The 26,052-nt window shown below is 37.7% G+C and carries 26 protein-coding genes and 1 riboswitch; of the genes, 23 read left to right on the top strand and 3 right to left on the bottom strand.

The features are described 5' to 3' along the window. Positions 1–106: 106 nt before the first annotated feature. From atpB to IGK70_RS10560, 13 genes are all read left to right on the top strand, one after another. Entirely contained in the window at positions 107–826 is a 720-nt protein-coding gene (gene atpB / locus IGK70_RS10620) for a F0F1 ATP synthase subunit A (RefSeq protein ID WP_002356551.1), read from the top strand. A gap of 48 nt (positions 827–874) precedes the next feature. Continuing rightward, positions 875–1,096 carry an ATP synthase F0 subunit C gene (gene atpE, locus IGK70_RS10615; protein ID WP_002356552.1) on the top strand — a complete coding sequence of 74 codons (222 nt, stop codon included), beginning with the start codon at positions 875–877 and terminating at the stop codon, positions 1,094–1,096. 137 nt (positions 1,097–1,233) lie between these two features. Beyond that, positions 1,234–1,764 carry a F0F1 ATP synthase subunit B gene (gene atpF, locus IGK70_RS10610; protein WP_002362573.1) on the top strand — a complete coding sequence of 177 codons (531 nt, stop codon included), beginning with the start codon at positions 1,234–1,236 and terminating at the stop codon, positions 1,762–1,764. Next, a complete protein-coding gene (atpH, locus tag IGK70_RS10605) occupies positions 1,751–2,293 on the top strand; it encodes an ATP synthase F1 subunit delta (RefSeq protein WP_002356554.1) in 543 nt (180 codons plus the stop codon). Before atpF ends, atpH begins: the two co-directional genes overlap by 14 nt. A 28-nt stretch (positions 2,294–2,321) precedes the next feature. Then, complete coding sequence (atpA, locus tag IGK70_RS10600) at positions 2,322–3,878, top strand: F0F1 ATP synthase subunit alpha (protein WP_002356555.1); 1,557 nt, start codon at positions 2,322–2,324, stop codon at positions 3,876–3,878. A 15-nt stretch (positions 3,879–3,893) separates the two neighbouring features. Continuing rightward, a complete protein-coding gene (locus IGK70_RS10595) occupies positions 3,894–4,802 on the top strand; it encodes a F0F1 ATP synthase subunit gamma (RefSeq protein WP_002359606.1) in 909 nt (302 codons plus the stop codon). 74 nt (positions 4,803–4,876) lie between these two features. Further along, positions 4,877–6,283, top strand: a complete 1,407-nt coding sequence (atpD, locus tag IGK70_RS10590) for a F0F1 ATP synthase subunit beta (protein WP_002356558.1) — start codon at positions 4,877–4,879, stop codon at positions 6,281–6,283. Positions 6,284–6,299: 16 nt separating this feature from the next. Continuing rightward, positions 6,300–6,719 (top strand): F0F1 ATP synthase subunit epsilon, encoded by a 420-nt coding sequence (locus IGK70_RS10585; protein ID WP_002356559.1) that lies wholly within the window; start codon positions 6,300–6,302, stop codon positions 6,717–6,719. Between the two features lie 188 nt (positions 6,720–6,907). Then, entirely contained in the window at positions 6,908–7,144 is a 237-nt protein-coding gene (locus IGK70_RS10580; protein WP_002356560.1) for a DUF1146 family protein, read from the top strand. Positions 7,145–7,246: 102 nt separating this feature from the next. Further along, positions 7,247–8,548 carry a UDP-N-acetylglucosamine 1-carboxyvinyltransferase gene (murA, locus tag IGK70_RS10575; protein WP_002400933.1) on the top strand — a complete coding sequence of 434 codons (1,302 nt, stop codon included), beginning with the start codon at positions 7,247–7,249 and terminating at the stop codon, positions 8,546–8,548. Positions 8,549–8,561: 13 nt separating this feature from the next. Next, complete coding sequence (locus IGK70_RS10570; RefSeq protein WP_002356564.1) at positions 8,562–8,738, top strand: DNA-directed RNA polymerase subunit beta; 177 nt, start codon at positions 8,562–8,564, stop codon at positions 8,736–8,738. A gap of 127 nt (positions 8,739–8,865) precedes the next feature. After that, a complete protein-coding gene (locus tag IGK70_RS10565) occupies positions 8,866–9,234 on the top strand; it encodes a PTS glucitol/sorbitol transporter subunit IIA (protein WP_002356567.1) in 369 nt (122 codons plus the stop codon). A gap of 4 nt (positions 9,235–9,238) precedes the next feature. Further along, positions 9,239–10,408: an AI-2E family transporter gene (locus IGK70_RS10560; RefSeq protein WP_002381494.1), complete on the top strand. Its 1,170-nt coding sequence runs from the start codon at positions 9,239–9,241 to the stop codon at positions 10,406–10,408. 61 nt (positions 10,409–10,469) lie between these two features. Here IGK70_RS10560 and IGK70_RS10555 read toward each other — a convergent pair whose 3' ends face one another. Beyond that, complete coding sequence (locus tag IGK70_RS10555) at positions 10,470–11,096, bottom strand: FMN-dependent NADH-azoreductase (protein ID WP_085367844.1); 627 nt, start codon at positions 11,094–11,096, stop codon at positions 10,470–10,472. A gap of 300 nt (positions 11,097–11,396) precedes the next feature. Here IGK70_RS10555 and licT point away from each other — a divergent pair, with 300 nt between their 5' ends. The 10 genes from licT (at position 11,397) to manA (ending at position 24,288) form a co-directional block, all read left to right on the top strand. Next, positions 11,397–12,239 (top strand): BglG family transcription antiterminator LicT, encoded by an 843-nt coding sequence (gene licT / locus IGK70_RS10550; protein WP_002359608.1) that lies wholly within the window; start codon positions 11,397–11,399, stop codon positions 12,237–12,239. A 162-nt stretch (positions 12,240–12,401) separates the two neighbouring features. Then, entirely contained in the window at positions 12,402–14,282 is a 1,881-nt protein-coding gene (locus IGK70_RS10545) for a beta-glucoside-specific PTS transporter subunit IIABC (RefSeq protein WP_220421699.1), read from the top strand. 24 nt (positions 14,283–14,306) lie between these two features. Then, positions 14,307–15,752 (top strand): glycoside hydrolase family 1 protein, encoded by a 1,446-nt coding sequence (locus IGK70_RS10540; protein ID WP_104855571.1) that lies wholly within the window; start codon positions 14,307–14,309, stop codon positions 15,750–15,752. A 181-nt stretch (positions 15,753–15,933) separates the two neighbouring features. Continuing rightward, positions 15,934–16,503: a guanylate kinase gene (locus IGK70_RS10535; RefSeq protein WP_220421700.1), complete on the top strand. Its 570-nt coding sequence runs from the start codon at positions 15,934–15,936 to the stop codon at positions 16,501–16,503. Between the two features lie 147 nt (positions 16,504–16,650). Continuing rightward, complete coding sequence (locus tag IGK70_RS10530) at positions 16,651–17,328, top strand: TetR/AcrR family transcriptional regulator (RefSeq protein WP_002367146.1); 678 nt, start codon at positions 16,651–16,653, stop codon at positions 17,326–17,328. A gap of 20 nt (positions 17,329–17,348) precedes the next feature. Beyond that, a complete protein-coding gene (locus IGK70_RS10525) occupies positions 17,349–19,076 on the top strand; it encodes an ABC transporter ATP-binding protein (RefSeq protein ID WP_104855570.1) in 1,728 nt (575 codons plus the stop codon). Continuing rightward, positions 19,073–20,941, top strand: a complete 1,869-nt coding sequence (locus IGK70_RS10520; RefSeq protein WP_104806292.1) for an ABC transporter ATP-binding protein — start codon at positions 19,073–19,075, stop codon at positions 20,939–20,941. Before IGK70_RS10525 ends, IGK70_RS10520 begins: the two co-directional genes overlap by 4 nt. Before the next feature lie 291 nt (positions 20,942–21,232). Next, positions 21,233–22,102 (top strand): VOC family protein, encoded by an 870-nt coding sequence (locus IGK70_RS10515; protein ID WP_002356578.1) that lies wholly within the window; start codon positions 21,233–21,235, stop codon positions 22,100–22,102. Between the two features lie 129 nt (positions 22,103–22,231). Beyond that, complete coding sequence (locus IGK70_RS10510; protein WP_033625409.1) at positions 22,232–23,275, top strand: serine hydrolase domain-containing protein; 1,044 nt, start codon at positions 22,232–22,234, stop codon at positions 23,273–23,275. 41 nt (positions 23,276–23,316) lie between these two features. Then, positions 23,317–24,288, top strand: a complete 972-nt coding sequence (gene manA, locus IGK70_RS10505; RefSeq protein WP_002388370.1) for a mannose-6-phosphate isomerase, class I — start codon at positions 23,317–23,319, stop codon at positions 24,286–24,288. A gap of 54 nt (positions 24,289–24,342) precedes the next feature. Here the strand turns inward: manA and IGK70_RS10500 are convergent, their stop codons facing one another. Continuing rightward, positions 24,343–24,888 (bottom strand): ECF transporter S component, encoded by a 546-nt coding sequence (locus tag IGK70_RS10500; RefSeq protein ID WP_104844749.1) that lies wholly within the window; start codon positions 24,886–24,888, stop codon positions 24,343–24,345. A gap of 2 nt (positions 24,889–24,890) precedes the next feature. Then, complete coding sequence (locus tag IGK70_RS10495; RefSeq protein ID WP_220421701.1) at positions 24,891–25,865, bottom strand: nucleoside hydrolase; 975 nt, start codon at positions 25,863–25,865, stop codon at positions 24,891–24,893. A gap of 77 nt (positions 25,866–25,942) precedes the next feature. Next, positions 25,943–25,987, bottom strand: a riboswitch (PreQ1 riboswitch). Between the last annotated feature and the right edge of the window lie 65 nt (positions 25,988–26,052).

Here is a 26,052-nt window from a genome sequence, read left to right as displayed (position 1 = left end):
TATTTGTAAATTATCAACAAGTGGTGGTACGATAGCTTTGCCAGGGATTATCACTCAGGAGTAGGATGAAACTTCTGAAAGATTGTTGGAAAAGAGGTGAATTGATTTGGAAGAGAAGAAATTACTCTTCAATATCGGACCAATTTGGTTTGATGGAACCATTGTTTTGATGGTGCTGTTGACGTGTATCATTGTTTTCGCCTTTGTCTATGCTTGTACGAGAAATATGAAGCTACGACCTAAAGGCAAACAAACGGTCATCGAATGGTTAGTGGATTTTATTCGTGGAATCATTACAGACAATTTACCTCGTAAAGAAGTGAGCAATTTTCATTTAATGGCGTTTACCCTCTTCATGTTTGTACTTGTTTCAAACATCTTGGGTCTCGTTACAAAAATCGTTGTGGGCGACGATCTCAGCGTTTGGAAAAGTCCAACCGCCGATCCAATCGTAACCTTAACGTTAGCGATGATGATGATTGTCTTAACACACTTCTTTGGTATGAAACGCTTTGGTTTTAAAGGCTATCTAGTTAATAGTTATTTAAGACCTGTTGGTTTCTTACTACCGGTAAAATTAATGGAAGAATTCACGAATCTATTAACATTAGGCTTGCGTTTGTACGGAAACATTTTTGCTGGCGAAGTTCTATTGGGCTTGATTGCTGGAACCGTAGCAAGCGTTGGATTATGGGTTATCCCACTAGCAATTCCGCTAGAAATGATTTGGGTAGCATTCTCAATCTTTATTGGATGTATCCAAGCATTTATCTTTGTGACACTTTCAATGGTTTATATGTCACACAAAATTGAAACAGAAGAATAATCAAGAAATACGAAGGACAAAAATTATCTTTTAGGAGGATTTTACACAATGGAAGGATTAAATTTTATCGCAGCAGCAATTGCAATTTTCGGTTCAGCTATCGGAGCCGCTATCGGTAACGGACAAGTTATTTCAAAAACAATCGAGTCAATGACTCGTCAACCAGAAATGTCTGGTCAATTAAGAACAACAATGTTTATCGGGGTCGCTTTAATCGAAGCTGTGCCAATTTTAGGTGTCGTTGTTTCTTTATTACTTTTATTCAGATAAGCAATAAAATGGAGGCAGGACGCTGATTATTATCGGGACCGTCACTGCTTTCTTCTATCTTTAGCCTTTTCAATAGCTAGTGATAAAGCAGTTGAAGAAGCTAAATCGATTTTTGCAAGAAAGGAAGTTGAGACTTCATGCTACTTACTATATTGGTAGTCGGTGAAACGGCTCCTAGTACCACACTAGGCACGATGATTGTTGTCAGTGGTGCATTTTTAATCTTGATGCTCTTATTAAAGAAATATGCATGGGGAGCAATCGTAGATATTTTGACACAACGTGAAGAAAAAATTGCCAACGATTTAGACTCTGCAGAACAATCTCGCGTAGCAGCAGCGAAAATGGAAAAAGAACGTCAACAACAATTACTTTCTTCCAGATCAGAAGCAGCTGAAATTATTAAAAACGCGAAAGAAAGTGGAGAACAGACTCGCCAAAAAACATTAAAAGAAACAACTGCGGAAGTTACTCGCCTACGCGAAAAAGCTCGGACAGATATTTCTCAAGAACGTGAAGAAGCATTGTCTTCAGTAAAAAATGAAGTGGCAGATCTTTCTCTTCAAATTGCAGCCAAAATTTTAAATAAAGAATTAACACCAGATGCACATGAAGCATTGATTGATTCTTATATTGAAAGTTTAGGTAAAGCAAATGAAACTAGATAAATATACAGTTGGTAAACGCTACGGCAAGGCTTTGTTTGAGTTGGCAGTTGAAAAGAACCAAGCTGAAGCAATTTATCAAGAATTATTGACGCTTCGCGAAGTCTATCACCAAGTACCTGGTATCGGCGATATTTTAAGTGATGATCGCTTAGAGCCTTATGAAAAAGACAGCATCATGGAAAAACTAGTAACAGGTTTTAGTGAAATGATGCAAAACTTTTTGCGAGTGGTTTACGAATATCGTCGCATGTACGATCTGCTCTTGATGATTGATGAATATGAACGACGTTATGATGAGCACCAAGGACTAATTTTGGGTTCAGTGACAACAGCCATTCCTTTATCAAAAGAACAACATCAAGCAATGGAAGAAAAAGCTGCCCAATTATTAGGGTATGAACAAGCGCATTTAGTCAATTTAATTGACCCGTCAATTGTCGGCGGAGTGGTTATTGAAGCAAACCATCAAGTAATCGATGGCAGCATCCGCAAACAATTAGAACATATGCAGCAGAAGTTATTAAAATAATCTTTAGGACTACAAAGAGGTGAATTGAATGGCTATCAAAGCAGAAGAAATCAGTGCCTTGATTAAAGAACAAATCGAAAACTATCAACAACAGCTTGCTGTTGAAGAAGTTGGAACAGTCACTTACGTCGGTGACGGAATTGCCCGCGCCCACGGTTTAGAAAATGCCATGAGTGGAGAACTTGTTGAGTTTTCAAACGGTTCATACGGAATGGCACAAAACTTAGAAACAAATGATGTAGGGATTATTATCCTTGGCGATTTTGAAACCATTCGTGAAGGAGATAAAGTACAACGCACAGGCAAAATCATGGAAGTACCCGTTGGGGAAGCTTTGATTGGCCGTGTTGTTAATCCATTAGGTCAACCATTAGATGGTTTAGGCGAAATTAAAACAGACAAAACACGTCCTGTGGAAGCAACAGCTCCCGGTGTTATGCAACGTCAATCTGTTGCTGAACCAATGCAAACTGGCTTAAAAGCCATTGATGCCCTCGTACCAATTGGTCGTGGACAACGGGAATTGGTTATTGGAGACCGTAAAACAGGGAAAACATCGATTGCAATTGATACAATTATTAACCAAAAAGGACAAGATGTAATTTGTATTTATGTAGCGATTGGTCAAAAAGAATCTACTGTTCGTAACCAAGTAGAAACACTTCGTAAATTTGGTGCCTTAGATTATACAATCGTTGTGACTGCAGGGGCTTCACAACCAGCACCATTACTTTACATTGCACCGTATGCAGGAACTGCAATGGGTGAAGAATTCATGTATAACGGCAAACATGTCTTAATTATTTTTGATGACTTATCAAAACAAGCCGTGGCTTATCGTGAACTTTCTCTACTATTACGCCGTCCACCAGGTCGTGAAGCTTATCCAGGGGATGTCTTCTATTTACACTCACGTTTGTTAGAACGTGCAGCTAAATTAAGTGATGAATTAGGTGGCGGTTCAATGACAGCCTTACCATTCGTTGAAACACAAGCAGGCGATATTTCTGCTTATATTCCAACAAACGTTATTTCAATCACTGATGGACAAATTTTCTTAGAAAGCGACTTGTTCTATGCAGGCACTCGTCCAGCCGTTGATGCTGGGTTATCTGTTTCTCGTGTCGGAGGATCAGCGCAAATCAAAGCAATGAAAAAAGTTGCCGGAACGCTTCGTTTAGACTTAGCTAGTTACCGTGAGTTAGAAGCCTTTACACAATTTGGCTCTGATTTAGATGCGGCAACACAAGCTAAATTAAACCGTGGTCGTCGTACGGTAGAAATTTTAAAACAAAAACTACATGCACCACTGCCTGTAGAAAAACAAGTTTTGATTTTATATGCGTTAACACACGGCTTTTTAGATAGCGTGAGCGTAGATAAAATTTTACACTTTGAACAAGATTTATTCGATTATTTTGATGGCAAACATGCAGACTTATTGGAAACTATTCGTACAACGAAAGACTTACCAGATACTGATGCATTAGATGCAGCGATTACAGAGTTTTCTGAAATGTTTGCAGCGGCAAACAACAGCGGAGATTCAGCCAAAGAAGCTTTAGAAAAAATCGATAACGCATAAGAGAGGTGAGCAACATTGGGTGCTTCATTAAACGAAATCAAACAACGCATTGCATCAACAAAAAAGACAAGCCAAATTACCAAAGCGATGCAAATGGTTTCTGCAGCCAAATTGACCAAGTCAGAAGGCGCCTCTAAAAGCTTTCAAGAATATTCTTCAAAAATTCGTAGTGTCGTTACGCATTTAGTAGCTGCTCAGTTAAGTGAATTACGTGAAACAGAACAATCTTCTCTTAGTGAAGGGAACTATCATGTGATGTTAGCGCAACGACCTGTCAAAAAAACAGGCTATATCGTTATCACTTCTGACAAAGGATTAGTTGGTGGCTACAATAGCTCAATCTTAAAACAAACCATGAGTATGATTCAAGAAGACCACGATTCTAATAAAGAATATGCCTTAATCGCTATTGGTGGTACAGGGGCGGATTTCTTTAAAGCACGCGGAATCGATGTTTCCTATGAGCTAAGAGGCTTAACGGATCAACCAACGTTTGAAGAAGTCCGTAAGATTGTGACAACGGCAACGACTATGTACCAAAACGAAGTGTTTGATGAATTGTATGTTTGTTATAATCACCACGTTAACTCACTAACGAGTCAGTTTCGTGTGGAAAAAATGTTGCCAATTACTGATTTAGATCCATCAGAGGCGACCTCTTACGAACAAGAATATCTTTTAGAGCCTTCACCTGAAGCAATCTTGGATCAATTATTACCACAATATGCAGAAAGCTTAATTTATGGGGCGATCATTGATGCGAAAACAGCAGAACATGCTGCTGGGATGACCGCCATGAAAACAGCCACTGACAATGCGCAAAATATTATTAGCGATTTAACAATTTCTTATAACCGTGCTCGTCAAGGGGCGATTACCCAAGAAATTACAGAAATTGTTGCTGGTGCAGCTGCACTAGAATAATCTAGTCTTACGTTTGAACGTTTGTAAAAAACGTTCAAAGCGTGTGACTTTATGAAGACTGGAGGAAAGAAATTATGAGTTCAGGAAAGATTGTTCAAGTAATCGGTCCCGTTGTTGACGTGGAATTTTCATTAGATCAATCCTTACCCGATATTAACAACGCTTTAGTCGTTTATAAAAATGGCGAAGCAAAACAAAAAGTAGTACTTGAAGTCGCTTTAGAACTAGGTGATGGAGTGATTCGTTCTATCGCCATGGAATCGACAGATGGTTTACAACGTGGAATGGAAGTTATCGATACAGGAAAATCAATTTCAGTTCCTGTTGGTAAAGATACATTGGGTCGTGTGTTTAACGTTTTAGGAGACACAATTGACTTAGAAGCGCCATTCCCTGCAGATGCTGAACGTAGTGGGATTCATAAAAAAGCGCCAGCATTTGATGAATTAAGTACCAGTAATGAAATTTTAGAAACAGGGATTAAAGTTATTGACTTATTAGCACCTTATTTAAAAGGTGGTAAAGTCGGGCTTTTCGGTGGTGCCGGTGTTGGTAAAACCGTCTTAATTCAAGAATTAATTCATAATATTGCCCAAGAACATGGAGGGATTTCCGTCTTTACTGGTGTTGGTGAACGGACACGTGAAGGGAACGACCTGTACTATGAAATGAAAGATTCAGGCGTTATTGAAAAAACAGCCATGGTTTTTGGTCAAATGAACGAACCACCAGGTGCACGGATGCGTGTGGCCTTAACTGGGTTAACGATTGCTGAATATTTCCGTGATGTGGAAGGACAAGACGTGCTATTATTTATTGATAACATTTTCCGTTTCACCCAAGCCGGTTCAGAAGTTTCTGCCCTTTTAGGTCGGATGCCGTCAGCCGTTGGTTACCAACCAACCTTAGCGACTGAAATGGGACAATTACAAGAACGGATTACTTCAACGAAAAAAGGATCAATTACCTCTATTCAAGCAATCTATGTTCCAGCCGATGACTATACCGATCCAGCGCCAGCAACAGCGTTTGCCCATTTGGATGCAACAACTAACTTGGAACGTAAATTAACCGAACAAGGGATTTATCCAGCGGTAGATCCGTTAGCTTCATCTTCTAGTGCCTTGGCTCCTGAAATTGTTGGAGAAGAACACTACGAAGTGGCTACCGAAGTGCAACATATTTTACAACGTTACCGTGAATTACAAGATATCATCGCTATTTTAGGGATGGACGAATTATCAGATGACGAAAAAGTACTTGTTGGTCGCGCACGCCGTGTTCAATTCTTCTTATCTCAAAACTTTAACGTTGCTGAACAATTTACAGGTCAACCTGGTTCTTATGTACCAGTTGCGGAAACAGTTCGTGGCTTTAAAGAAATTCTTGAAGGTAAGCATGACAATCTGCCAGAAGAAGCCTTCCGGAGTGTCGGTAAAATTGAAGATGCCATTGAAAAAGCGAAACAATTAAACTACTAGAAAGGCGGCAAACACAATGGATAGTCTTACTGTGAATGTAGTAACGCCTAATGGTCTAGTTTATGACCACCATGCAAAAATCGTTGTGGCGAAAACAACAGATGGTGAAATTGGTATTTTACCAAAACATGCGCCAATCATCGTTCCGCTAGCGATTGATGAAGTCCGCATCAAACGGACCGATTCAGATACACATGTTGACTGGGTAGCTGTAAATGGTGGTATCATGGAAGTCCGTGATAATGTCGTTTCTATTATTGCCGATAGTGCCGAACGTGAACGAGATATCGATGTACCTCGTGCTGAACGAGCAAAACAACGAGCAGAACGTTTAATTGAAGAAGCCAAAGCAAAAGATGACCGCGATCAACTACGTCGTGCGACTGTTGCTTTGCATCGTGCAATCAACCGGATCAACGTATCGAAACATGGGTAAAAAAGGCTGAAGGATTCAGTCACTTTTGTAGAGTTTAAGGCGCTTGCTATTGAGTCAGTTGCCTTAAACTCTATTTCTTCGTATTTTTTAATAAATAGTGTCAAATTTTGGCATTTCAAGTGGATTAATTATCGGTTTTTATTATTTTGTGATAAAATGTTCCTACGTTAGAAAAAAGGAGGCTCCTTATGCAATACTATGGAGTAGATGCTATTGTTCGAATCGTTAGTCATCTTATGTTCATTTACATAAGTTTTTGGGCGTTGCAATCATTGCGTATTGAGCAATTTTTCAAAACCCAATTTACACCGCAAATTAGAATGCTGATGGTATTTTTCGCCATCGCTATCGGATACACAGTTAGCTCGTTTGCTTTAGAATTGATTGCGCTTTGTCGAAATCTTTTCATTGTGTATTTTCCTTAAAAATTGAAAAATAAAAAAAGGTACAATTTTTAGTTGAATAATGGTATAATAGTAAAGATTTTGAATAGGAATACCTATTCTCATTTTTTTGGGGGGAACAAAATGGAACAAATTATTGTTCATGGTGGTAATACAAAATTAGAAGGAACTGTAAAAATTGAAGGCGCCAAAAACGCTGTCTTACCAATTTTAGCAGCTACTCTTTTAGCTGAAGAAGGCGTTACTACTTTAAAAAATGTACCAATTTTATCTGATGTATTTACAATGAATCAAGTAATTAAGCATTTGAATGTAGCCATTGATTTTGATGAAGACGCGAATGAAGTAACAATAGACGCAACACAACCTTTAGGGATCGAAGCAAACTATGAGTATGTTAGTAAAATGCGTGCTTCTATCGTTGTAATGGGACCTTTATTGGCTCGTAATGGTCATGCCAAAGTGGCAATGCCAGGTGGCTGTGCCATTGGCAAACGACCAATTGATTTACACTTAAAAGGCTTCCAAGCATTAGGTGCAAAAATCATCCAAAAAAATGGTTACATTGAAGCAATTGCGGATGAACTAATCGGTAACACTATTTACTTAGACTTCCCAAGTGTCGGCGCTACGCAAAATATTATGATGGCTGCTGTTCGTGCGAAAGGAACAACCATCATTGAAAACGTTGCTCGTGAACCTGAAATCGTTGACTTAGCAAACATTTTAAACAAAATGGGTGCCAATGTTATCGGTGCTGGGACAGAAACGATGCGTATCGAAGGCGTCGATAAATTACATGCCGTAGAGCATTCAATCGTTCAAGATCGAATTGAAGCAGGTACGTTCATGGTAGCTGCAGCAATGACTGAGGGCAATGTTTTAATTGAAGAAGCAATTTCTGAACATAATCGTCCGCTAATTTCTAAATTAACTGAAATGGGTGCAATCATTGAAGAAGAAGAAAACGGCATCCGTGTAATTGGACCAAAACATCTAAAACCAACAGATGTTAAGACAATGCCGCATCCTGGTTTCCCAACAGACATGCAAGCACAAATGACAGCGATCCAAATGTTTGCTGAAGGAACAAGCATCGTGACAGAAACAGTCTTTGAAAATCGTTACCAACACTTAGAGGAAATGCGTCGAATGAACGCTGACTTAAAAATTGACGGCAACATTGCGATTATTAATGGTGGCAACGAGTTACAAGGAGCAGCAGTGGAAGCCACTGATTTACGGGCAGCTGCCGCATTGATTTTAGTAGGGTTACGTGCAAATGGCATTACACGTGTCTCTAATTTGAAATATTTAGATCGTGGCTATTATGAGTTCCATAAAAAACTTCAAAAATTAGGCGCGAACGTTGAACGCGTCAATGATGAAAAAATTGAAGAAAAACAAGCAACGACAGTAATCTAAAGGAGTCAAACGTATGAGTTCATTTCGTTATATTTTAGTAACATTATTGAAAATTCTAGTGGTCATTTCGTTAGTCATTATCTTATTTGTTGTGGGAACAATGATTGGTTATGGTTTGATTGGAAATGGGAATCCAATGGATGTCTTTGATGAAAAAATTTGGACTCATATTATGAACTTCTTTAAATAAAAACTTATTTTAAGGCGGTGAACAAAAGTCAATTGACGATTGTTCACCGCCTTTTCTTTTTCCTGAATATCTATTTTATTCTATGCTATAATAATAGAAGTAAGATAATGAAGGAGTGGGATGGAAGATGCAAGCAACCGTAACAGAAATAGGCAAACATGCAATCGATGATTCAGAAAAAATGATTATTCTTTTTGGAGAAACTGCTACCGATACCTTGAAGCAACATGCAGTTATTCAATCATTCCCAGAAAAAGACCAAGTTACCTTGGCAGAAGGAGATCATCTGAAAATTGGCGATACAAACTATACAATTACAAAAGTGGGTTCTTTTGCCAATAGTAACTTGCAAAGTATCGCTCACAGCACTTTAATCTTTGCTGATGCACCAACCGATGAGGATGATGTTATCCGGAATGGTGTTTATTTAACGCCCCATCAGTTACCAAAGATAACTATTGGAACAACAATTGATTATTTAGTAAATGGAGCGTGAATCAATGGATAAAAAACAAACGACTGATAAACGCCTGTCTTGGTTTTGGCGTTGGTTTTTAAATAATCAAGTAGTAACAGCCTTACTGATTGTCTTATTGGTGCTGTTAATTATTCTAACTTTTACGAAAGTTTCTTATTTATTTAAGCCCGTCTGGCAGTTTTTCGGCGTTGTCGGCTTACCAGTAATTATGGCGGGGATTTTATATTATTTATTAAATCCGATTGTCGATTATTTAGAGAAAAAACAAATCTCACGTGTCTGGAGTATTATCGGCCTATTTATTTTAATTGTGGCACTACTCATTTGGGGTGGTATTGTAATCGTTCCTAAAATTCGTGAGCAATCTGTCAGCTTTGTAAATCATTTTCCTCAATATATTGATACAATTGATCAAAAATCGCAGGAAATATTAAGTGATCCACTTTTCGCGCAATTTAGAGAACAACTTGAAGCGGCAGGCGATAAAGTTGTCAGTTCGTTAGGTACCATCATTAAAAACGTCTCAACGTTCACAGTACAAGGAATTGGTAATTTCTTTGGGGCGGTGGCTACGATCTTTGTCGCCATCATTACGATGCCCTTTATTCTATTTTATTTACTGAAAGATGGCAAAAACTTAGCGCCATATTTAATGAAGTTTTTACCAGTGAAGATGCGTAAACCAACCTTAAAAGTTCTTGCAGAAGTCAATGATCAAGTCTCTTCTTATATTAGAGGACAGTTAACTGTCGCTTTCGCAGTGGCAATTATGTTTATGATTGGTTTTTCTGTCATTGGCTTAGATTATGCAGTCACTTTAGGTATTGCAGCAGGCTTTTTAAATTTAATCCCTTATTTAGGGTCATTTTTAGCCATGATTCCAGCAGTCTTTTTAGGAATTGTCAGTGGGCCAGCTTTGTTAATTAAAGTCTTGATTGTTTTTGCCATTGAGCAAACGGTCGAAGGTCGGTTTATTTCACCACTTGTCCTAGGCAGTCAGTTATCCATTCATCCAGTCACCATTTTGGTTGTTTTATTAACGTCTGGTAAACTATTTGGGATTGTCGGGGTAATTTTAGGAATTCCTGTTTATGCCGCAGCTAAGGTGATAATTACACACATTTTTGAGTGGTACCAAATTGTTTCTGGTTTGTATGATGAAGATAAGCCAGATCAACAAGAATCTACGTAACAAAAGAGACAAGCAGTGAATGAACTGCTTGTCTCTTTTTGATGTAAATCACTCGGAAAATTTAGAATGTTTTACCGTATTCAGTTGCTTTGGTCATAGCAGTATTTAAAAGTTCTTCCGCACGATCAGGGAAATGATCGATTCCTTCGATGAATAATCCGTCGACTTGATCAACACCAATAAAGTTTAGAATCGCTTTAATGTATTGAGAAGCAAAATCTTTTCCTTCGTAGAAGCCGCCATTTGATTGGATGTGTAAGGCTTTTTTGCCACTTGTTAGAGGTTTTGGTCCTTCTGCAGTATATTGGAATGTTTTTCCAGCAACGTTGATTGTATCTACCCAAGCTTTTAAGCGTGCTGGTACGTTTAAGTTCCACATTGGATTAGCAATTACTACTTTGTCTGCAGATAAAAATTGATCAGTTAATTCATTAAAACGAGCCACTTTTTGTTGTTGGTTTTCGCTTAATGTTTCAAATGCTGCACCAGCGCGAAGTGCACCCCAAGCAGATAATAATTCTTCATCGATTTCCGGCATGTTTGTTTCTGGTGCATAAACATCTAAAATTTCGATTTCGTCTGATGGATTTGTTTCGCGGTATGAAGCTAAAAATGTTTCTAACGCACGAACTGAGCGTGATTCTTCTTTTGTTAATGGATGTGCTTTAACAACTAATAATTTTGACATTGTGTAATCTCCTTAAAATAAATAGTTTAAAAATTCAACATCTCTATTTTACTAATAAAAAGTAAGAGAAAGCAAGTCTTTTTTTTACTTTTAGTAAACTTTTTTTAAAATGGATCAACTGAGTAAAAAATAAATAAAAATATTTTTTTGGAAAGGCTTGCATATTAAAAAAAAGCATGCTATTATTACTTTGTAAATAAGGATTGTTACTGCTTTGCAGGCAAAACCAGAGTCTTCCATTAACACAATCAGTGGAGGGATTCTGGGCTTTTTTTATAAAAAAGTGAGGTTGCATTCATCATGAGGATTGAAAAAGTTTTAAATAATAATGTCGTGCTTTCAAGAAATGAGCAAGGCGAAGAAATTGTTTATATGGGACGCGGCTTAGCCTTTCAAAAGAAGATTGGAGACACGATCAATCCAGATTATGTTGAAAAGGAATTCGTGTTAAAGGACTCCGCTATGGCAGGGCAATTCCAGCAGCTGTTTGAAGACGTCCCCACCAAAGAAGTAGAAGTCGTTAAACAAATCGTTGATTTAGCAGAAACAACGCTAGCGATTGAGCTTTCATCAAATATTTATTTAACTTTAACGGATCATATTCACTATGCGTTACTTCGAGCCAAAGAAGGAATTGATATTCCGAATCCTCTTGTATTCGAAACACGCAAATTTTATCCTAAAGAATTTGAAATCGCAAAGCAAGCATTAGCGATTATTGCTGAAAAGCTAGGGGTTCAATTTTCAGAAAATGAAGCGGGCTTCATTGCTTTTCATATTGTGAATGCTGAACAAGGAAATGGCAATATGGAAGTTACCATGGAAGCAACCAAGATGGTTCGTGATATTTTAACGATTATTAGTCGCTACTTTGGACAGGTGTTTGATGAAGATTCATTGAACTATCAACGAATTGTTACACATCTTCAATATTTTGCGCAACGTTATTTAAAACAAGAAGCGCATGATGAGGAGGACGAATTTCTTTTTGCATTGGTCCAAGGAAAGTATCCTAAGGCGTTTCAAGCGGTCCAACGTATTAATGAGTATTTATTAAAAAGCTATGATCGACCAATTGATCAAGCGGAAATGATTTATTTAACCATTCATATCCAAAGAGTGGTCAATGATAAAAAAGCATAACAACCAATAATCGCGGATTGTTACTGATAATGCAGGCAAAACCTAGATTGAAAAAACCGATAACGATTTTCGCAGACTGCGCAGCTGTGAAGAGAAGGATCTGGCTCTTTTTCAATGTAGGTTTTTTTGATATTAAAAATTAATGGAAATGAGGATCTAGAGATGAGTAAAAATCAAGAAATTGCAGCACGTGTGTTAAAAGCTGTTGGGGGCGAAGGCAACGTTAATAGTGTTGTTCACTGTGCTACACGCTTACGTTTTAAATTAAAAGATGAAAATAAAGCAGATACAGCTGCATTGAATGCTGACCCAGATGTTATTCAGGTAGTTCAAAGTGCAGGACAATATCAAGTGGTTATTGGCAGTCACGTTAGTGATGTCTATAAGGATTTGATGGCCAACAGTGGACTAGGTAATGATTCTGATAATAGAGAAAAAGAAAGTGGCGGAAATATCTTTAACCGTTTAATTGATATTATTTCTTCTATTTTTACACCGTTTTTAGGTGCAATGGCCGGCGCTGGGGTTCTAAAAGGCTTCTTAACATTGGCTGTAACTATGGGCTGGTTAGCTGACACTTCAGGCGTATATCTTGTTCTCTTTTCGATTGCAGATGGTTTATTTACTTTCTTACCAATTATGTTAGCGTTTACGGCTGCTAAAAAATTCAATACTAATCCCTTTTTAGCGGTTGCTTTGGCGATGGCCTTAGTTCATCCCAGCATTACTGCTTTAGCAGGCAAAACAATTAGCTTTGCTGGTCTTCCAGTGATTATTGGGCCAAGTGGCTATACTTCTTCGGTTTTACCAATTATTTTGGCTGTTTTTGCACAAAGTTATGTAGAACGTTTCTTCAAAAAAGTAATTCCGAGTTTTCTACAAATTATCTGCGTTCCGTTAGCTGTTTTCCTTATTATGGCACCTGTTACCTTCTTAGCTATTGGTCCTATCGGGACGGTCATCGGCGATTGGTTGGGACAAGGATACAACGCAATTTACGCTTTTAGTCCAATTATCGCAGGGTTATTAATGGGTTCGTTGTGGCAAGTCTTGGTAATGTTTGGTATGCATTGGGGCTTTGTACCAATTATGATGTTAAACTTAACACAAGGTGGCGATACGATGGTACCAATGTTATTACCAGCCGTTATTGCACAAGGCGGGGCTGCTTTAGCTGTCTTTTTCCTAACAAAAAATGTGAAATTAAAAGGTTTGGCTTTGTCTTCAAGTATTACGACTATTTTTGGAATTACTGAACCAACTGTATATGGCGTGACTTTACCATTGAAAAAACCATTTATTGCAGCTTGTATTGGTGGCGGTATCGGTGGTGCATTTGTGGCTATGAATCACGTGAAAAACTTTACGTTTGGCTTGGTTAGTATGTTGAGCTTGCCTGGCTTTATTCCTGCAGAGACAAAATATACTGCACCGATGATTACTGGTGCAATTGGTGCCGGAATTGCCTTTATCATTGCGTTTGTCTTAACGTTTGTCTTACGTTTTGAAGATCAACCTAATCCAGAAATAGCAACTGAAAAAACAGAAACTGATAAGATGGTGGCACCTGTAAAAACGAATCAAGAAGACAAAATTATTTTAGTAAGTCCACTTCAAGGTGAAATTTTACCGCTAGAAAAAGTACAAGACCCTGTTTTTGCGTCAGGTGCTTTAGGAAAAGGTGTTGCAATTGAGCCGACTGAAGGCAAACTATATGCACCCGCAGATGGTGAAATCACCACATTATTTCCGACAGGACATGCTGTTGGCTTGACGACAACAGAGGGCGTTGAATTATTAATGCATATTGGCATGGATACAGTCGAATTAGATGGTAAAGGCTTTGAATTATCAGTGAAACAAGGTGATTCTGTTAAAAAAGGAGATTTGCTGGTTACTTTTGATATTGCTGCCATTAAAGAAGCTGGTTATCCAGTAGTTACACCGATTGTGGTAACGAATACGAATGATTATTTAGATGTTTTGGATATGAACCAAACAGACGTGTTACATGGTGAAGACTTTTTAGCCATTATTAAATAAAAGACAATTGGAGGAGGAACAAGTATGACAACAACGACAAAATTTCCAAAAGGATTTTTATGGGGCGGTGCGACCGCAGCCAATCAATTAGAAGGGGCTTACTTAGCCGACGGTAAAGGTTTATCTGTGGCAGATGCGATGCCGGGAGGAAAACAACGTTTCGCTATTTTAGGAGATGAAGCGTTTGATTGGACGATTGACGAAACGAAATATCGCTACCCTAATCATACAGGAATTGATCACTATGATCGCTTTAAAGAGGACATTGCGTTATTTGCTAAAATGGGCTTCAAATGTTATCGGTTTTCAATTGCGTGGTCGCGTATTTTTCCACAAGGAGATGAAACACAACCGAATGAAGCCGGCTTGAAATTTTATGATGCGGTTATCGATGAATGCTTAAACTATAACATTGAACCAGTAATTACGATTTCTCATTATGAAATGCCACTGCATTTAGCGAAAGAATACGGCGGGTGGAAAAATCGTCAATTAGTTGACTTTTATGAACGTTTTGCGGAAACTGTTTTAACACGTTACCACCAAAAAGTTAACTATTGGATGACATTCAATGAAATTAATTCAGCTTTTCATTTCCCAGCACTTAGTCAAGGATTGGTGAAAAGCAATGGGGCCAATGATTATCAAAATATTTTCCAAGCCTGGCATAATCAATTTGTTGCAAGTAGTAAAGCTGTAAAAATTGGCCATGAATTAAATCCAGAATTAAAAATTGGATGTATGATTATTTATGCAACAACGTATGGCATTGATTCGAATCCAGTCAATCAAGTTGCTACAATGATTGAAAACCAAGAGTTTAATTATTATTGTACAGATGTTCAAGTTCGTGGTGAATATCCAGCATACGCAGAACGCATATATCAAAAATATGATGTGAAAGACTTAGTCATTGAAGAAGGCGATTTAGAATTATTAAAAGAATACCCAGTGGATTACATTGGCTTTAGTTATTATATGTCGACTGCTGTCGATGTTACTGGTACTACCAACGATACAGCAAATGGGAATCTTTTAGGCGGCGTTAAAAATCCCTTCTTAGAAGCAAGTGAATGGGGTTGGCAAATTGATCCCGAAGGCTTACGAATTGCCCTAAATGAATTATATAATCGTTATCAAAAACCTTTATTTATTGTGGAAAACGGCTTAGGTGCAATTGATAAAGTAGACGAAAATTTCTATGTGGCAGACGACTATCGGATTGATTATTTACGTCGTCATATTGAAGCAATGGCAGAAGCAGTTGCAGATGGCGTCGATTTAATGGGCTATACGCCGTGGGGCTGTATTGATTTAGTCAGTGCTTCCACAGGTGAAATGAGTAAACGGTATGGGTTTATTTACGTTGATTTAGACGATGAAGGAAATGGTACTAAAAACCGTTATGAAAAAAAATCGTTTAATTGGTACAAACAAGTTATCGAAACTAATGGACAAAACTTAGACTAGTTATTGTAATTAAACAAAACAAGATAAGCGTAGCAGGTTGTTGCTTCTGTTCCCGCCGTCTATTAATTTTTAAGCTTGGGCCAAAAATCTAAAGTGATTTTTGGCCCAAGCTCTTTTTTGTCAATTTTTCAAAATAGTGCACAATACGTTATAATAGAAACAACTGAGAGGAGCGTTTCTAATGATTAAGCAATTACAACATCCATTTTTTGTTATTATGGGTCCTAGTGGTTCTGGCAAGACCGCAATTACAAGTAAGGTTTTTCCGAAAAACTATAAAGTTATCTCGCATACTACGAGGAAAAAACGGTTGGATGAAGTGGATGGTGTGGATTACTATTTTGAAACAAAAGCAAGTTTTCAAACCTTGATTGAAACCAATCAGTTAGTGGAGTATGATTTTTACCATGGAAACTATTACGGTGTCGGTGTAGCTGCCATCGTTGAAACAACGAAAGAGCATCCAGCCTATAATGCGTTAACTTTTCCAGGCTTTCAAGCGGTCTTTGAGCGTTTTGGTGAGTCCGTCATTCCAGTTTTTTTTGACGTTTCAAAAGAAAATATTTATCAACGTTTAAAGCAACGAGAATCTGATCCTAAAATTATTGAAGAACGTTTAAACCTTTATGATCAAGAAATTCTTATCAAAAACCAATTGGAACAATATCCTAATTATCAACGAATAGATGCCAATGGACTTATAAAAGAGGTCGCTGGCTTGTTACAAGAATGCATCAAACACTATTATTAATCAAGCAACTGGTGAGACAGAATCTAACATCAATTTTGTCTTGCTAGGTGCTTGATTTTTTTTGTAAAAAACTTGCATTCTGAATAGAGAGTGCTATAATGACATGGTGTCATATGACAATGTGTCATAAAAGGGAGGAACACAAATATGCCTACGAATACGTTTTTTCATTTGCCAGAAGAAAAGCAACAACGCTTATTAGATGCTGCGCAAATTGAATTTTCACGCCATTCTTTACAAGAAGCGTCAATTGCAAATATTGTTAAATTAGCGGAAATTCCTCGCGGTAGCTTTTATCAATATTTTGAGAACAAAGAAGATTTGTATTTTTATTACTTTGCGACATTAAGAAAAAATAGTGAACGAGATTTAGAGAAACAAATTATTGCAGAAAATGGTGATTTAATCGAAGCCATGGATGTCTATTTCTCCAAAATGATTGTCGAAGTGCTAACGGGAGAGAATGCTTCTTTCTATCGGAATTTATTTGTCAACATGGATTATCGTGCTTCACGTCGGGTGACGGATAATTTAGCGACTGGAGAAGAGGAAAAAAATAGGAAACAGCACTGTCATAAGCATAGAGGAAGAAAAGGCCATGCTGCCTATGCAGAACATCTTTATCAAATAATTGATCGTTCGAAATTAACCATTGAAACGCCAAAAGAATTCACATGGTTCATGCAGACGGCGATGCATGCCGTTTTCTCAACAATTGTTGATGGGTATCGTCAACAAAGAGAAAATACTGCCTATGATTCAACTGAAGCAGTCAAACAATTAAAAATGAAATTAAATTGGTTGAAAAATGGCGCTTATAAGTAGCAAAAAGGAGGAGAAGTTAGTTGATTAAACTAGTCAAACGGATGTCGTTATGGTCGGTCTTTGCAGCGGTTGTATTTATGATCGTACAAATTATCGCAGATTTATATCTGCCCACATTAACATCTAATATCATTAATGACGGTGTCGCTAAAGGAGATATTAACTATATTTGGAGTACAGGAGTTGTCATGTTAGGCTTTTCTTTGATTAGCATTGTCGCTTCTATTGGAAATACCTTTTTTGCCACCAAAGAATCACAAAGTTTAGGTAAAAAATTACGGACTGATATTTATCGAAAAGTTGAAAATTTTTCTAATAATGAATTTGACAAATTCGGGACAGCTTCGCTAATTACACGAACAACCAATGATGTCAATCAGATTCAAATGGTTATGCAAATGTTTTTACGTTTAATGATTAACGCACCTTTAACGTTAATTGGTGCAAGCTTTATGGCGTATAATAAGGACCCGCAATTAACGAAAATTTTTCTATATGTTTTACCAATTATGGCTGTTTTAGTGGGCGGTATCATGTTTTTAGCGGTTCCGTTATTTAAAAGCATGCAAAAGAAAACCGACCGTTTAAATTTAGTTTTTCGTGAAGGACTGACAGGAGTTCGTGTGATTCGGGCCTTTGGCAAAGCAAACTATGAAGAACAACGTTTTGATGAAGCCAATAAGGATTATACACAAACGGCGATTAAAGTGAATACGATTGTCGCTTTGATGATTCCTTTAATGACACTCATTATGAGTGGTACCAATATTGCAATCACTTGGTTTGGCGGTCATTATATTGCGGAAATGCAACTAGAAGTAGGGAACTTAATTGCCTTTATGACTTATGCCATGCAAATTCTGATGAGTTTCATGATGTTATCTATGATTTTTGTCATGGTACCGCGGGCGCAAGCTTCTGCTGATCGGATTAATGAGGTGCTAAATACTGATTCAGAAATCAAAAATGTACCCAATCCAGAACTGCTCTCTCTAAAAGGTGACAAAGCAACATTGGCGTTTGAACATGTTAATTATCGTTACCAGCATGCTGAAAACTTAGCACTGGAAGATATAGATTTTTCAGCAAAATCTGGGGAGACGGTCGCAATTATTGGTGGGACTGGTTCTGGGAAAACAACGCTGGTTAATCTTTTACCACGTTTTTATGATGTTGAATCTGGCAAAATTTTGCTAAATGGTAAAAACATTAAAGATACGTCACAGCATAATTTACGAGAAATGATTGGCTTTGTACCGCAAAAGGCTGTTTTATTTACAGGAACGATTCGTGAAAATATGCAATACGGCGCCCCAAATGCGACCGATGAAGAAATTTGGCAAGCCTTAGAAATTGCGCAGGCAAAGGCGTTTGTTTCAGAATTGGCAGAAGGTTTGGATAGTCATGTCGAACAAGGCGGCGGTAATTTTTCTGGCGGACAACGCCAGCGGTTGGCTATTGCTCGTGCTTTAGTAAAACCAGCAGATGTCTATGTTTTTGATGATTCCTTTTCTGCATTGGATTTCAAAACAGATGCTAATTTAAGAAAAGCCTTAAAAGAGCAGATGACGGATGCAATTGTCGTTTTAGTGGCCCAACGTGTAAGTACTGTTATGGAAGCATCGACAATTTTAGTATTAGACGAAGGGAAATTAGTTGGTAAAGGAACGCATGAAGAGTTATTAGCGAATAATCAAACGTATCAAGAAATTGTACATTCTCAATTGAGAGAGGAGGACCTTGCATGAGTAGTCGACCAAAAGGCGGACCAATGGGCGGTGGACCAGGACGCAACATTGGCGCAAAAGGGCCAAAACCAAAAAATTTCTGGAAAACAGTGAAACGTTTATTTCGGTACATGTCTAAACGAATGCTGTCAATTATTGCAGTCTTAGTATTAGCAATCGCAGCCGTCGTTTTCCAAATTCAAACACCAAAAGTATTAGGACAGGCAACAACTGAAATTTTTAAAGGCGTCATGAAAGGCGCTGCTGAAATGAAACAAGGCTTAAAAATAACATCTTTTCCAATTGATTTTGACAAAATCGGTCAAATTTTATTAATTGTTATTGCCATGTACCTTATTTCTGCTGTCTTTAATTTCTTGCAGCAAGTAATTATGACACGTGTTTCACAGCGAACAGTTTATGAATTACGTCAAGAATTAGAAGCGAAAATGAACAAAGTTCCAATTTCCTATTATGATACTCATAGTAATGGGGACATCATGTCGCGGGCAATTAACGACATGGATAATATTGCGAGTACTTTACAACAAAACTTAACCCAATTAATTACCAGTATCGTGACATTTGTGGGCGTACTTTGGATGATGCTGACCATTAGCTGGCAGTTAACACTAATTGCCTTAGCAACAGTGCCATTAAGTTTAATTGTTGTGATGGTTGTGGCGCCTCGCTCGCAAAAACATTTTGCGGCTCAACAAAAAAGCTTAGGATTATTGAATAACCAAGTCGAAGAAACCTACGGTGGTCACGTAGTAGTAAAAAGTTTCAACCACGAAGAAAGTGATCAAGAAGTATTTGAAAAAGAAAATGAAAAATTATACCATGCTGGTCGCAAAGCACAATTTATTTCAGCAATCATTATGCCTTTAATGAACTTTATCAAAAATCTAGGCTATGTGTTTGTTGCAGTCCTTGGTGGCGTAAAAGTAGCGAATGGTATGATGGATTTAGGGGATGTCCAAGCATTTCTTCAATATACCAATCAATTTTCACAACCGATTACTCAAATCGCTAATTTAATGAATACAATCCAAGCTACGGTGGCTTCGGCAGAACGTGTCTTTGAAGTATTAGATGAAGAAGAAATGGTTGATGCACCTTCTGGCGTACCAGTGGAAACAGATAGTCCTTATCGTGTTTCTTTTGAACATGTTGCTTTTGGCTATTCACCAGAGAAATTATTAATGAAAGATTTCAATTTAAATGTTAAACCTGGGGAAATGGTCGCAATCGTGGGCCCAACAGGTGCTGGGAAAACAACCCTAATTAACTTATTGGAACGCTTCTATGATATTAGTAGCGGCAGCATCAAATATGATGGCGTAGATACGCGCGATTTATCTCGCGAAGAGTTGCGAGCACACTTTTCAATGGTTCTTCAAGATACTTGGTTGTTCACTGGAAGTATCTATGACAATATTCATTATGGTAATGAGCAAGCGAGCGAAGAAGAAGTGATCCGTGCGGCGAAAGCAGCCCATGTGGATGATTTTGTCAGAAAATTACCAGAAGGCTATCAAACGATTCTAAATGAAGAAGCCAGCAATATTTCTCAAGGTCAACGACAATTAATTACAATTGCTCGAGCATTCTTAGCAAATCCAGACGTTTTAATTTTGGATGAAGCCACCTCAAGTGTGGACACTCGAACAGAAATACTGATTCAAGCAGCAATGAATCGTTTATTGGAAAATCGGACTAGCTTTGTAGTTGCTCATCGCTTGTCGACTATTCGTGATGCCGATACGATTATCGTTATGGCAGAAGGTTCAATTGTGGAAACAGGAACCCACGATGAATTAATGGCGAAAAATGGTTTTTATGCTGACTTATATAACAGTCAGTTTTCAGAAGAAGTAGCCTAAAAGGCGAAGCAAAAAAATAGTAATTCATGATGGGAGGTCGGGACAGAAGCGTTTAACTCCGAGAAATAAGAAGGAATCTCCGAAAATTGTTCTTTAATTTTTGGAGAATTTCGGCTTATTTCCGAAGGAGTTGCTTCTGTTCCCGCCGTTTATCAGTGTTTGAGCGTGTAGCAAAAATCCAAAGTGATTTTTGAACCACGGTCTTATTTTTTTAACAAAAAGTTAGCGAAATTGAAAAATTTCTATTTTCTTTTGAGAAAAACAGGATATTACTTGATGAAATAGCAAGAGATGTATAAAATGGGAGAGAAGAAAATGGAGGTAACAGAAAAAATGACTGAATTTCAATTAGAAAAAGCTGCGACATTAAAAACAATTGCCATTCGTGCGAAAAAAGTTGGCGAAATGGTCGACTTTTATAAAAAAGTAATGGGTTTTGTTTTAAAGTCAGAAGAAAATAACCTGTCTATCTGGGGTACACGTGAAGCAGGAACGCAATTATTAATTTTAGAAGAAACTAGAAAAGCCGAAGATTTTCATAATGAAGAAAAGCAAATGGCTTATTTTTCAATTAAAGTTCCTACGGAAAAAGAATTTTTACAAATTGCTCAACGAGTGCTTGAACAAGACTACCCAATTGATGAAAGTTTCCAAATTGGCACACGTCAAAGCATGTTCATTACTGATCTTGAAGGCAATCAATTTGAGATTTTTCACGATGAAGCAACAGCAAATTCGACTTCTGAAAAGCAACCGATTGTGCTCAAAGATCTTATCAGTGAGGACTTAGAGCCACATCAAGGGTTAGCCGCTGGGTCATATTTAGCGCATGTGCAATTAAAAACAAACAATCAAAAAGAAATAAAAGCATATTATGAGGAAGTTCTGGGTTTAAAACGCAATGAAAAAGATCAATTTGTTTTAGAAGATGGCAAAGCAACTATTGGATTCCAAAAACCTGAAACAAGTGAAGTGGATCAATTACCTGATCCACACTTAGGTTTAGATTTCTTTACCATTAAGCTCTCTGATCAAGACCATATTTTAGCAATAGAGCAACAATTAACGGCAAAAAATCAAGAGTTCTTTATTGACCAGAAAAAAGCAATTGTCACTGTGTTTGATCCAATTGGCTTGGAATGGTGGTTTGTCTTAAAATAAACGCTTAGACAGACAAAATAAGCTTGTTTTAGCAAGTCTGGAATAAAGTCGGAATAAAAGTTTAACGCTACTTTTGTTCGGAACTTATTCTAGACTTTTCCTTTAATATTAAAAATAGAAGGTGAAAAAATGTACGAAAAAACAAAGTGGAAAATTCAAAAAATGATGAAAAAAGGTGTTTTTTCGGGGGCTAGTTTTTGTTTCATTGAAGGTGAAAAAGAGGAGAGCAATTGTTGGGGACTCGCACAAATAAAACCCACCAAAGAACAATTAACCTCGGCCATGCTGTTTGATGTGGCTTCTTTAACCAAAGTAGTCGGCACCACCACCGTTATTTTGCAATTAGTGGAAGAAGGAAAAATTATTCTAGATCAATCATTACAAACTTATTATCCCTCTTTTCAAGATTCTAATATTACAATCCGGCATTTGTTGACACATACGGCAGATTTACAAGGCTATATTCCTAATCGTGATCAGCTGAATGCCCAAGAATTAAAAGACGCCTACAATCATTCCTTTCACGCAGGCAAAGCAATAGGTGAAAAAGTCGTCTATACAGATGCAGGGACTATTTTATTAGGCTTTATGTTAGAAGAAATGTTCCAACAATCAATGATAGAAATTTTATCTGAGCGAGTATTGCTTCCTTTAGGGATGAACGAAAGTACGTTTCTACCAAAGAATCCTTTAAACTGTGTGCCAACAGAATTACATGAACAACGAGGGTTGATTCGAGGTGCAACCCATGATCCTAAGGCATTTGTTTTACGGGAACATGCAGGGAATGCTGGCTTGTTTAGCAATGTCTATGATTTAACAAAATTTGTTCGAATGTATTTAAATCGAGGCAGTTATCACAATCACCAATTCTTGAAAAAAGAGACGATTGATTTGTTACTAGTTAACCAAGTGCCAGCTGCAGATAAACCACGTTCTCTAGGCTGGGATTTTAAATATGATGTAGCTACGCAACGGCCATTATTATTCCATACAGGCTATACAGGCACTTTTTTGCTAATTGATGTGCGACAACAATCAGCGTTTATCTTTTTATCTAATCGAGTCCATCCAGAGGACCACCGGAACACTTATATCGAAGAAAGAGATCAGTTGTTGGCAACCTATTTAAAAGAGAAATCATCAGTTTCAGATGAAATGACTAGTTTTTAGTGATATAATGAGAGCGAATTCAATTTGGGAGGTCACAGTCAATGCAAGAACCATTATTTTTACAACCTGTTTTTCAAGAAAAAATTTGGGGCGGCAATCGTCTACACACGCTATTTGGTTTCGATTTACCGAGCGATAAAATTGGTGAAGATTGGGCAATCAGTGCACATCCACATGGCGTTAGTACTGTTTTAAATGGCGAATTTAAAGGAAAAAAATTAGATGAATTGTGGGCAGACCATCAAGAGTTATTCGGCCATGCAGATGGCGCTGTCTTTCCATTATTAACGAAAATTTTAGATGCTGAAGATGATTTATCCGTGCAAGTTCATCCCGATGATGCATATGGCCAAAAACATGAAGGCGAGCTAGGCAAAACTGAATGTTGGTACATTATTGATGCAGAACCTGGCGCTGAAATCATTTATGGACATCACGCGAAAACAAAAGAAGAACTAGCTGAAATGATTGAAGAAGGTCGTTGGGACGATCTTTTAAGAAAAGTACCAGTGAAAAAAGGCGATTTTTATTATGTACCAAGCGGCACTATTCATGCCATCGGCTCGGGTATTTTAATTTTAGAAACGCAACAAAGCAGTGATACTACGTATCGGGTTTATGATTATGATCGAACAGATGATCAAGGAAAGACCCGGGAATTGCATATTCAACAATCCATTGATGTGACAACCGTTCCGGCAAAGGATCCTGATCTCTCTATTCAACAAGAAAATCAAGGACAATCAAGCATTGTTACTTATGTAAAAACAGATTTCTTTAATGTCTATGAGTGGCGTGTCAGTGGGATTCTAAAAGTCAAAAAACAAGCACCTTATACATTAGCAACAGTTATTGAAGGTGTGGGTCGATTGATTACAGAAGATGCTGCAAAAGCAGATGTGGCTACTTTTGATTTGAAAAAAGGCGATAGCTTTATCTTTCCAACAGATATTCCGAGCTGGCGTTTTGAAGGTGATTTAACGATTATAGCTTCAGAACCTGGCAGTCGCTAAAAAAAAGAGGAGATCATCAACAGATGATTTCCTCTTTTTTAGCATTAAAACAGTTTATTTTGTTATAAAGGAACGTTTAGGTAAGACAGCGATAACAGCTGTGACGATGATGACTGATAGCAAACGATCCCCGTAATCTGTTATCAATTGAACCAACAGGACGCTTGCTAACTGATTTAAGCCTAAACCATATAAAAATTGGACAATTATGCTGGAGCCAGCAGAAGTAATTCCACCAAATAAACAAACTGTAATCAAGGAAGAAATCACTGTTCCTGGTATCGTTAACCACAACGTTTTAAATGGTAATTTGGTTACTTTTAACTGCTGATGAAGGAGCAAACCTGCTAAAATTCCTGTGCAGAGTTGGACAGGTGAATAATACAGAGAAAAGATATCCGTTGTCAATCCAGTTAATAGACTTGTTAAAATACCTGTCAGTGCACCAAAGAGTGGGCCTAATAACGCACCTGTAAAAATAGTTCCCGCACTATCAAGATAAATTGGTAAACGAAGGAGTAACGCAATGGTACTGCCAAGGTAATTTAAAGCAACACTAAAAGCGATAATTGTAATGATTCGTGGTGTTATTTTTTTCATGGTTATCCCATCCTTAAATTTTTGAAATCTCTTTCGATCTCATCTATTTGTACATTTAAAAGAATGGATAGAAACTTCACGAAAAACTGTTGACTATCAACCGTAGTCAAGACATGACAATTAGCTGGTTGCTGCTGGAAATGATATTGATCGATCATTGATTGCCCCATAGCAATGCCGTCAGGAACAATTTGTCCGTAACTGGAAAAGCCTTGGCAGAGCGTAGGATCAATAAAATAAGCAACCGCTAAGGGATCGTTGATAACACACCCTAAAATACGTTCATATTTCCAATGAAAATCAAAATAAAATTGAGTAATCTCAGCGAGGTAATTCCCCATTTTGGGGTTGAGTCGTTGGCAATAATTGAGAATTGTTGGTGTAAAAACAATTTCTCGTGTGACATCTAAGCCGACCATTTCGATTTTTGCACCTAATTTCTCAAAAACCCAAGCTGCTGCATCAGGATCACACCAATAATTAAATTCTACAACAGGAGAGCAATTGCCGTGGCTTTTAAAGGTACCACCCATTGAGACAAAACGTTGAAGATTTCGCCCCAGAAGAGGTTCTTTTTTTAAAGCTAAAGCAATATTTGTTAAAGGACCAAGGGCAATGATTGAGCAATCGGTAGCTTGTTGAAAGGTTTGTGCTAAATAGTCAGCAGCGGAAAGCGCTTGTGCTTGAATTTTGCTAGTTCTGGGGAAATATGTTTCACCTAAACCATCCATGCCATGTGTATCTTGTGCACTAACAAATGGCCGTTTTAAAGGGTTAGCAGCCCCTTGGTAGACAGGAATATCTAAGCGATTAACTTTTTCTAAACATTTAAAAACATTTCCCACGCCAATTTCCACAGGGACATTTCCACAAACAACTGTAATCGCTTGGACATCTAGCTCTGGTGAAGCAAGTGCATACAAGAGAGCAAGCGTGTCATCAATTCCAGGATCACAATCAATAATTACTTTTTGCATTTTTTCCAATCCTCCTTTTTCGTTAACTGCAAATGATAACTCTTGTTAAAAAAGCTATGACTTGAGTTAGTATTGAGAGATACTTAGTTTTTTATTCTGGGAAGTTTCCGAACCAGTCCGAGAAATTCTCGATTTTAAATGCACCTCTTTATCTTACTATATTTTGTAAAGATGTAAATAGTTGTCG

This window comes from Enterococcus sp. DIV0358 (genome assembly GCF_051713465.1).
Lineage (GTDB): Bacteria > Bacillota > Bacilli > Lactobacillales > Enterococcaceae > Enterococcus > Enterococcus faecalis.
This window is presented reverse-complemented; position numbering and strand designations above follow the sequence as displayed.

Coding starts and splice junctions, on each gene's coding strand:
- atpE (WP_002356552.1), top strand. CDS start 875: ATGGAAGGATTAAATTTTATCGCAGCAGCAATTGCAATTTTCGGTTCA.
- atpF (WP_002362573.1), top strand. CDS start 1,234: ATGCTACTTACTATATTGGTAGTCGGTGAAACGGCTCCTAGTACCACA.
- atpH (WP_002356554.1), top strand. CDS start 1,751: ATGAAACTAGATAAATATACAGTTGGTAAACGCTACGGCAAGGCTTTG.
- atpA (WP_002356555.1), top strand. CDS start 2,322: ATGGCTATCAAAGCAGAAGAAATCAGTGCCTTGATTAAAGAACAAATC.
- atpD (WP_002356558.1), top strand. CDS start 4,877: ATGAGTTCAGGAAAGATTGTTCAAGTAATCGGTCCCGTTGTTGACGTG.
- IGK70_RS10585 (WP_002356559.1), top strand. CDS start 6,300: ATGGATAGTCTTACTGTGAATGTAGTAACGCCTAATGGTCTAGTTTAT.
- IGK70_RS10580 (WP_002356560.1), top strand. CDS start 6,908: ATGCAATACTATGGAGTAGATGCTATTGTTCGAATCGTTAGTCATCTT.
- murA (WP_002400933.1), top strand. CDS start 7,247: ATGGAACAAATTATTGTTCATGGTGGTAATACAAAATTAGAAGGAACT.
- IGK70_RS10570 (WP_002356564.1), top strand. CDS start 8,562: ATGAGTTCATTTCGTTATATTTTAGTAACATTATTGAAAATTCTAGTG.
- IGK70_RS10565 (WP_002356567.1), top strand. CDS start 8,866: ATGCAAGCAACCGTAACAGAAATAGGCAAACATGCAATCGATGATTCA.
- IGK70_RS10560 (WP_002381494.1), top strand. CDS start 9,239: ATGGATAAAAAACAAACGACTGATAAACGCCTGTCTTGGTTTTGGCGT.
- IGK70_RS10555 (WP_085367844.1), bottom strand. CDS start 11,096: ATGTCAAAATTATTAGTTGTTAAAGCACATCCATTAACAAAAGAAGAA.
- licT (WP_002359608.1), top strand. CDS start 11,397: ATGAGGATTGAAAAAGTTTTAAATAATAATGTCGTGCTTTCAAGAAAT.
- IGK70_RS10545 (WP_220421699.1), top strand. CDS start 12,402: ATGAGTAAAAATCAAGAAATTGCAGCACGTGTGTTAAAAGCTGTTGGG.
- IGK70_RS10540 (WP_104855571.1), top strand. CDS start 14,307: ATGACAACAACGACAAAATTTCCAAAAGGATTTTTATGGGGCGGTGCG.
- IGK70_RS10535 (WP_220421700.1), top strand. CDS start 15,934: ATGATTAAGCAATTACAACATCCATTTTTTGTTATTATGGGTCCTAGT.
- IGK70_RS10530 (WP_002367146.1), top strand. CDS start 16,651: ATGCCTACGAATACGTTTTTTCATTTGCCAGAAGAAAAGCAACAACGC.
- IGK70_RS10520 (WP_104806292.1), top strand. CDS start 19,073: ATGAGTAGTCGACCAAAAGGCGGACCAATGGGCGGTGGACCAGGACGC.
- IGK70_RS10515 (WP_002356578.1), top strand. CDS start 21,233: ATGTATAAAATGGGAGAGAAGAAAATGGAGGTAACAGAAAAAATGACT.
- IGK70_RS10510 (WP_033625409.1), top strand. CDS start 22,232: ATGTACGAAAAAACAAAGTGGAAAATTCAAAAAATGATGAAAAAAGGT.
- manA (WP_002388370.1), top strand. CDS start 23,317: ATGCAAGAACCATTATTTTTACAACCTGTTTTTCAAGAAAAAATTTGG.
- IGK70_RS10500 (WP_104844749.1), bottom strand. CDS start 24,888: ATGAAAAAAATAACACCACGAATCATTACAATTATCGCTTTTAGTGTT.
- IGK70_RS10495 (WP_220421701.1), bottom strand. CDS start 25,865: ATGCAAAAAGTAATTATTGATTGTGATCCTGGAATTGATGACACGCTT.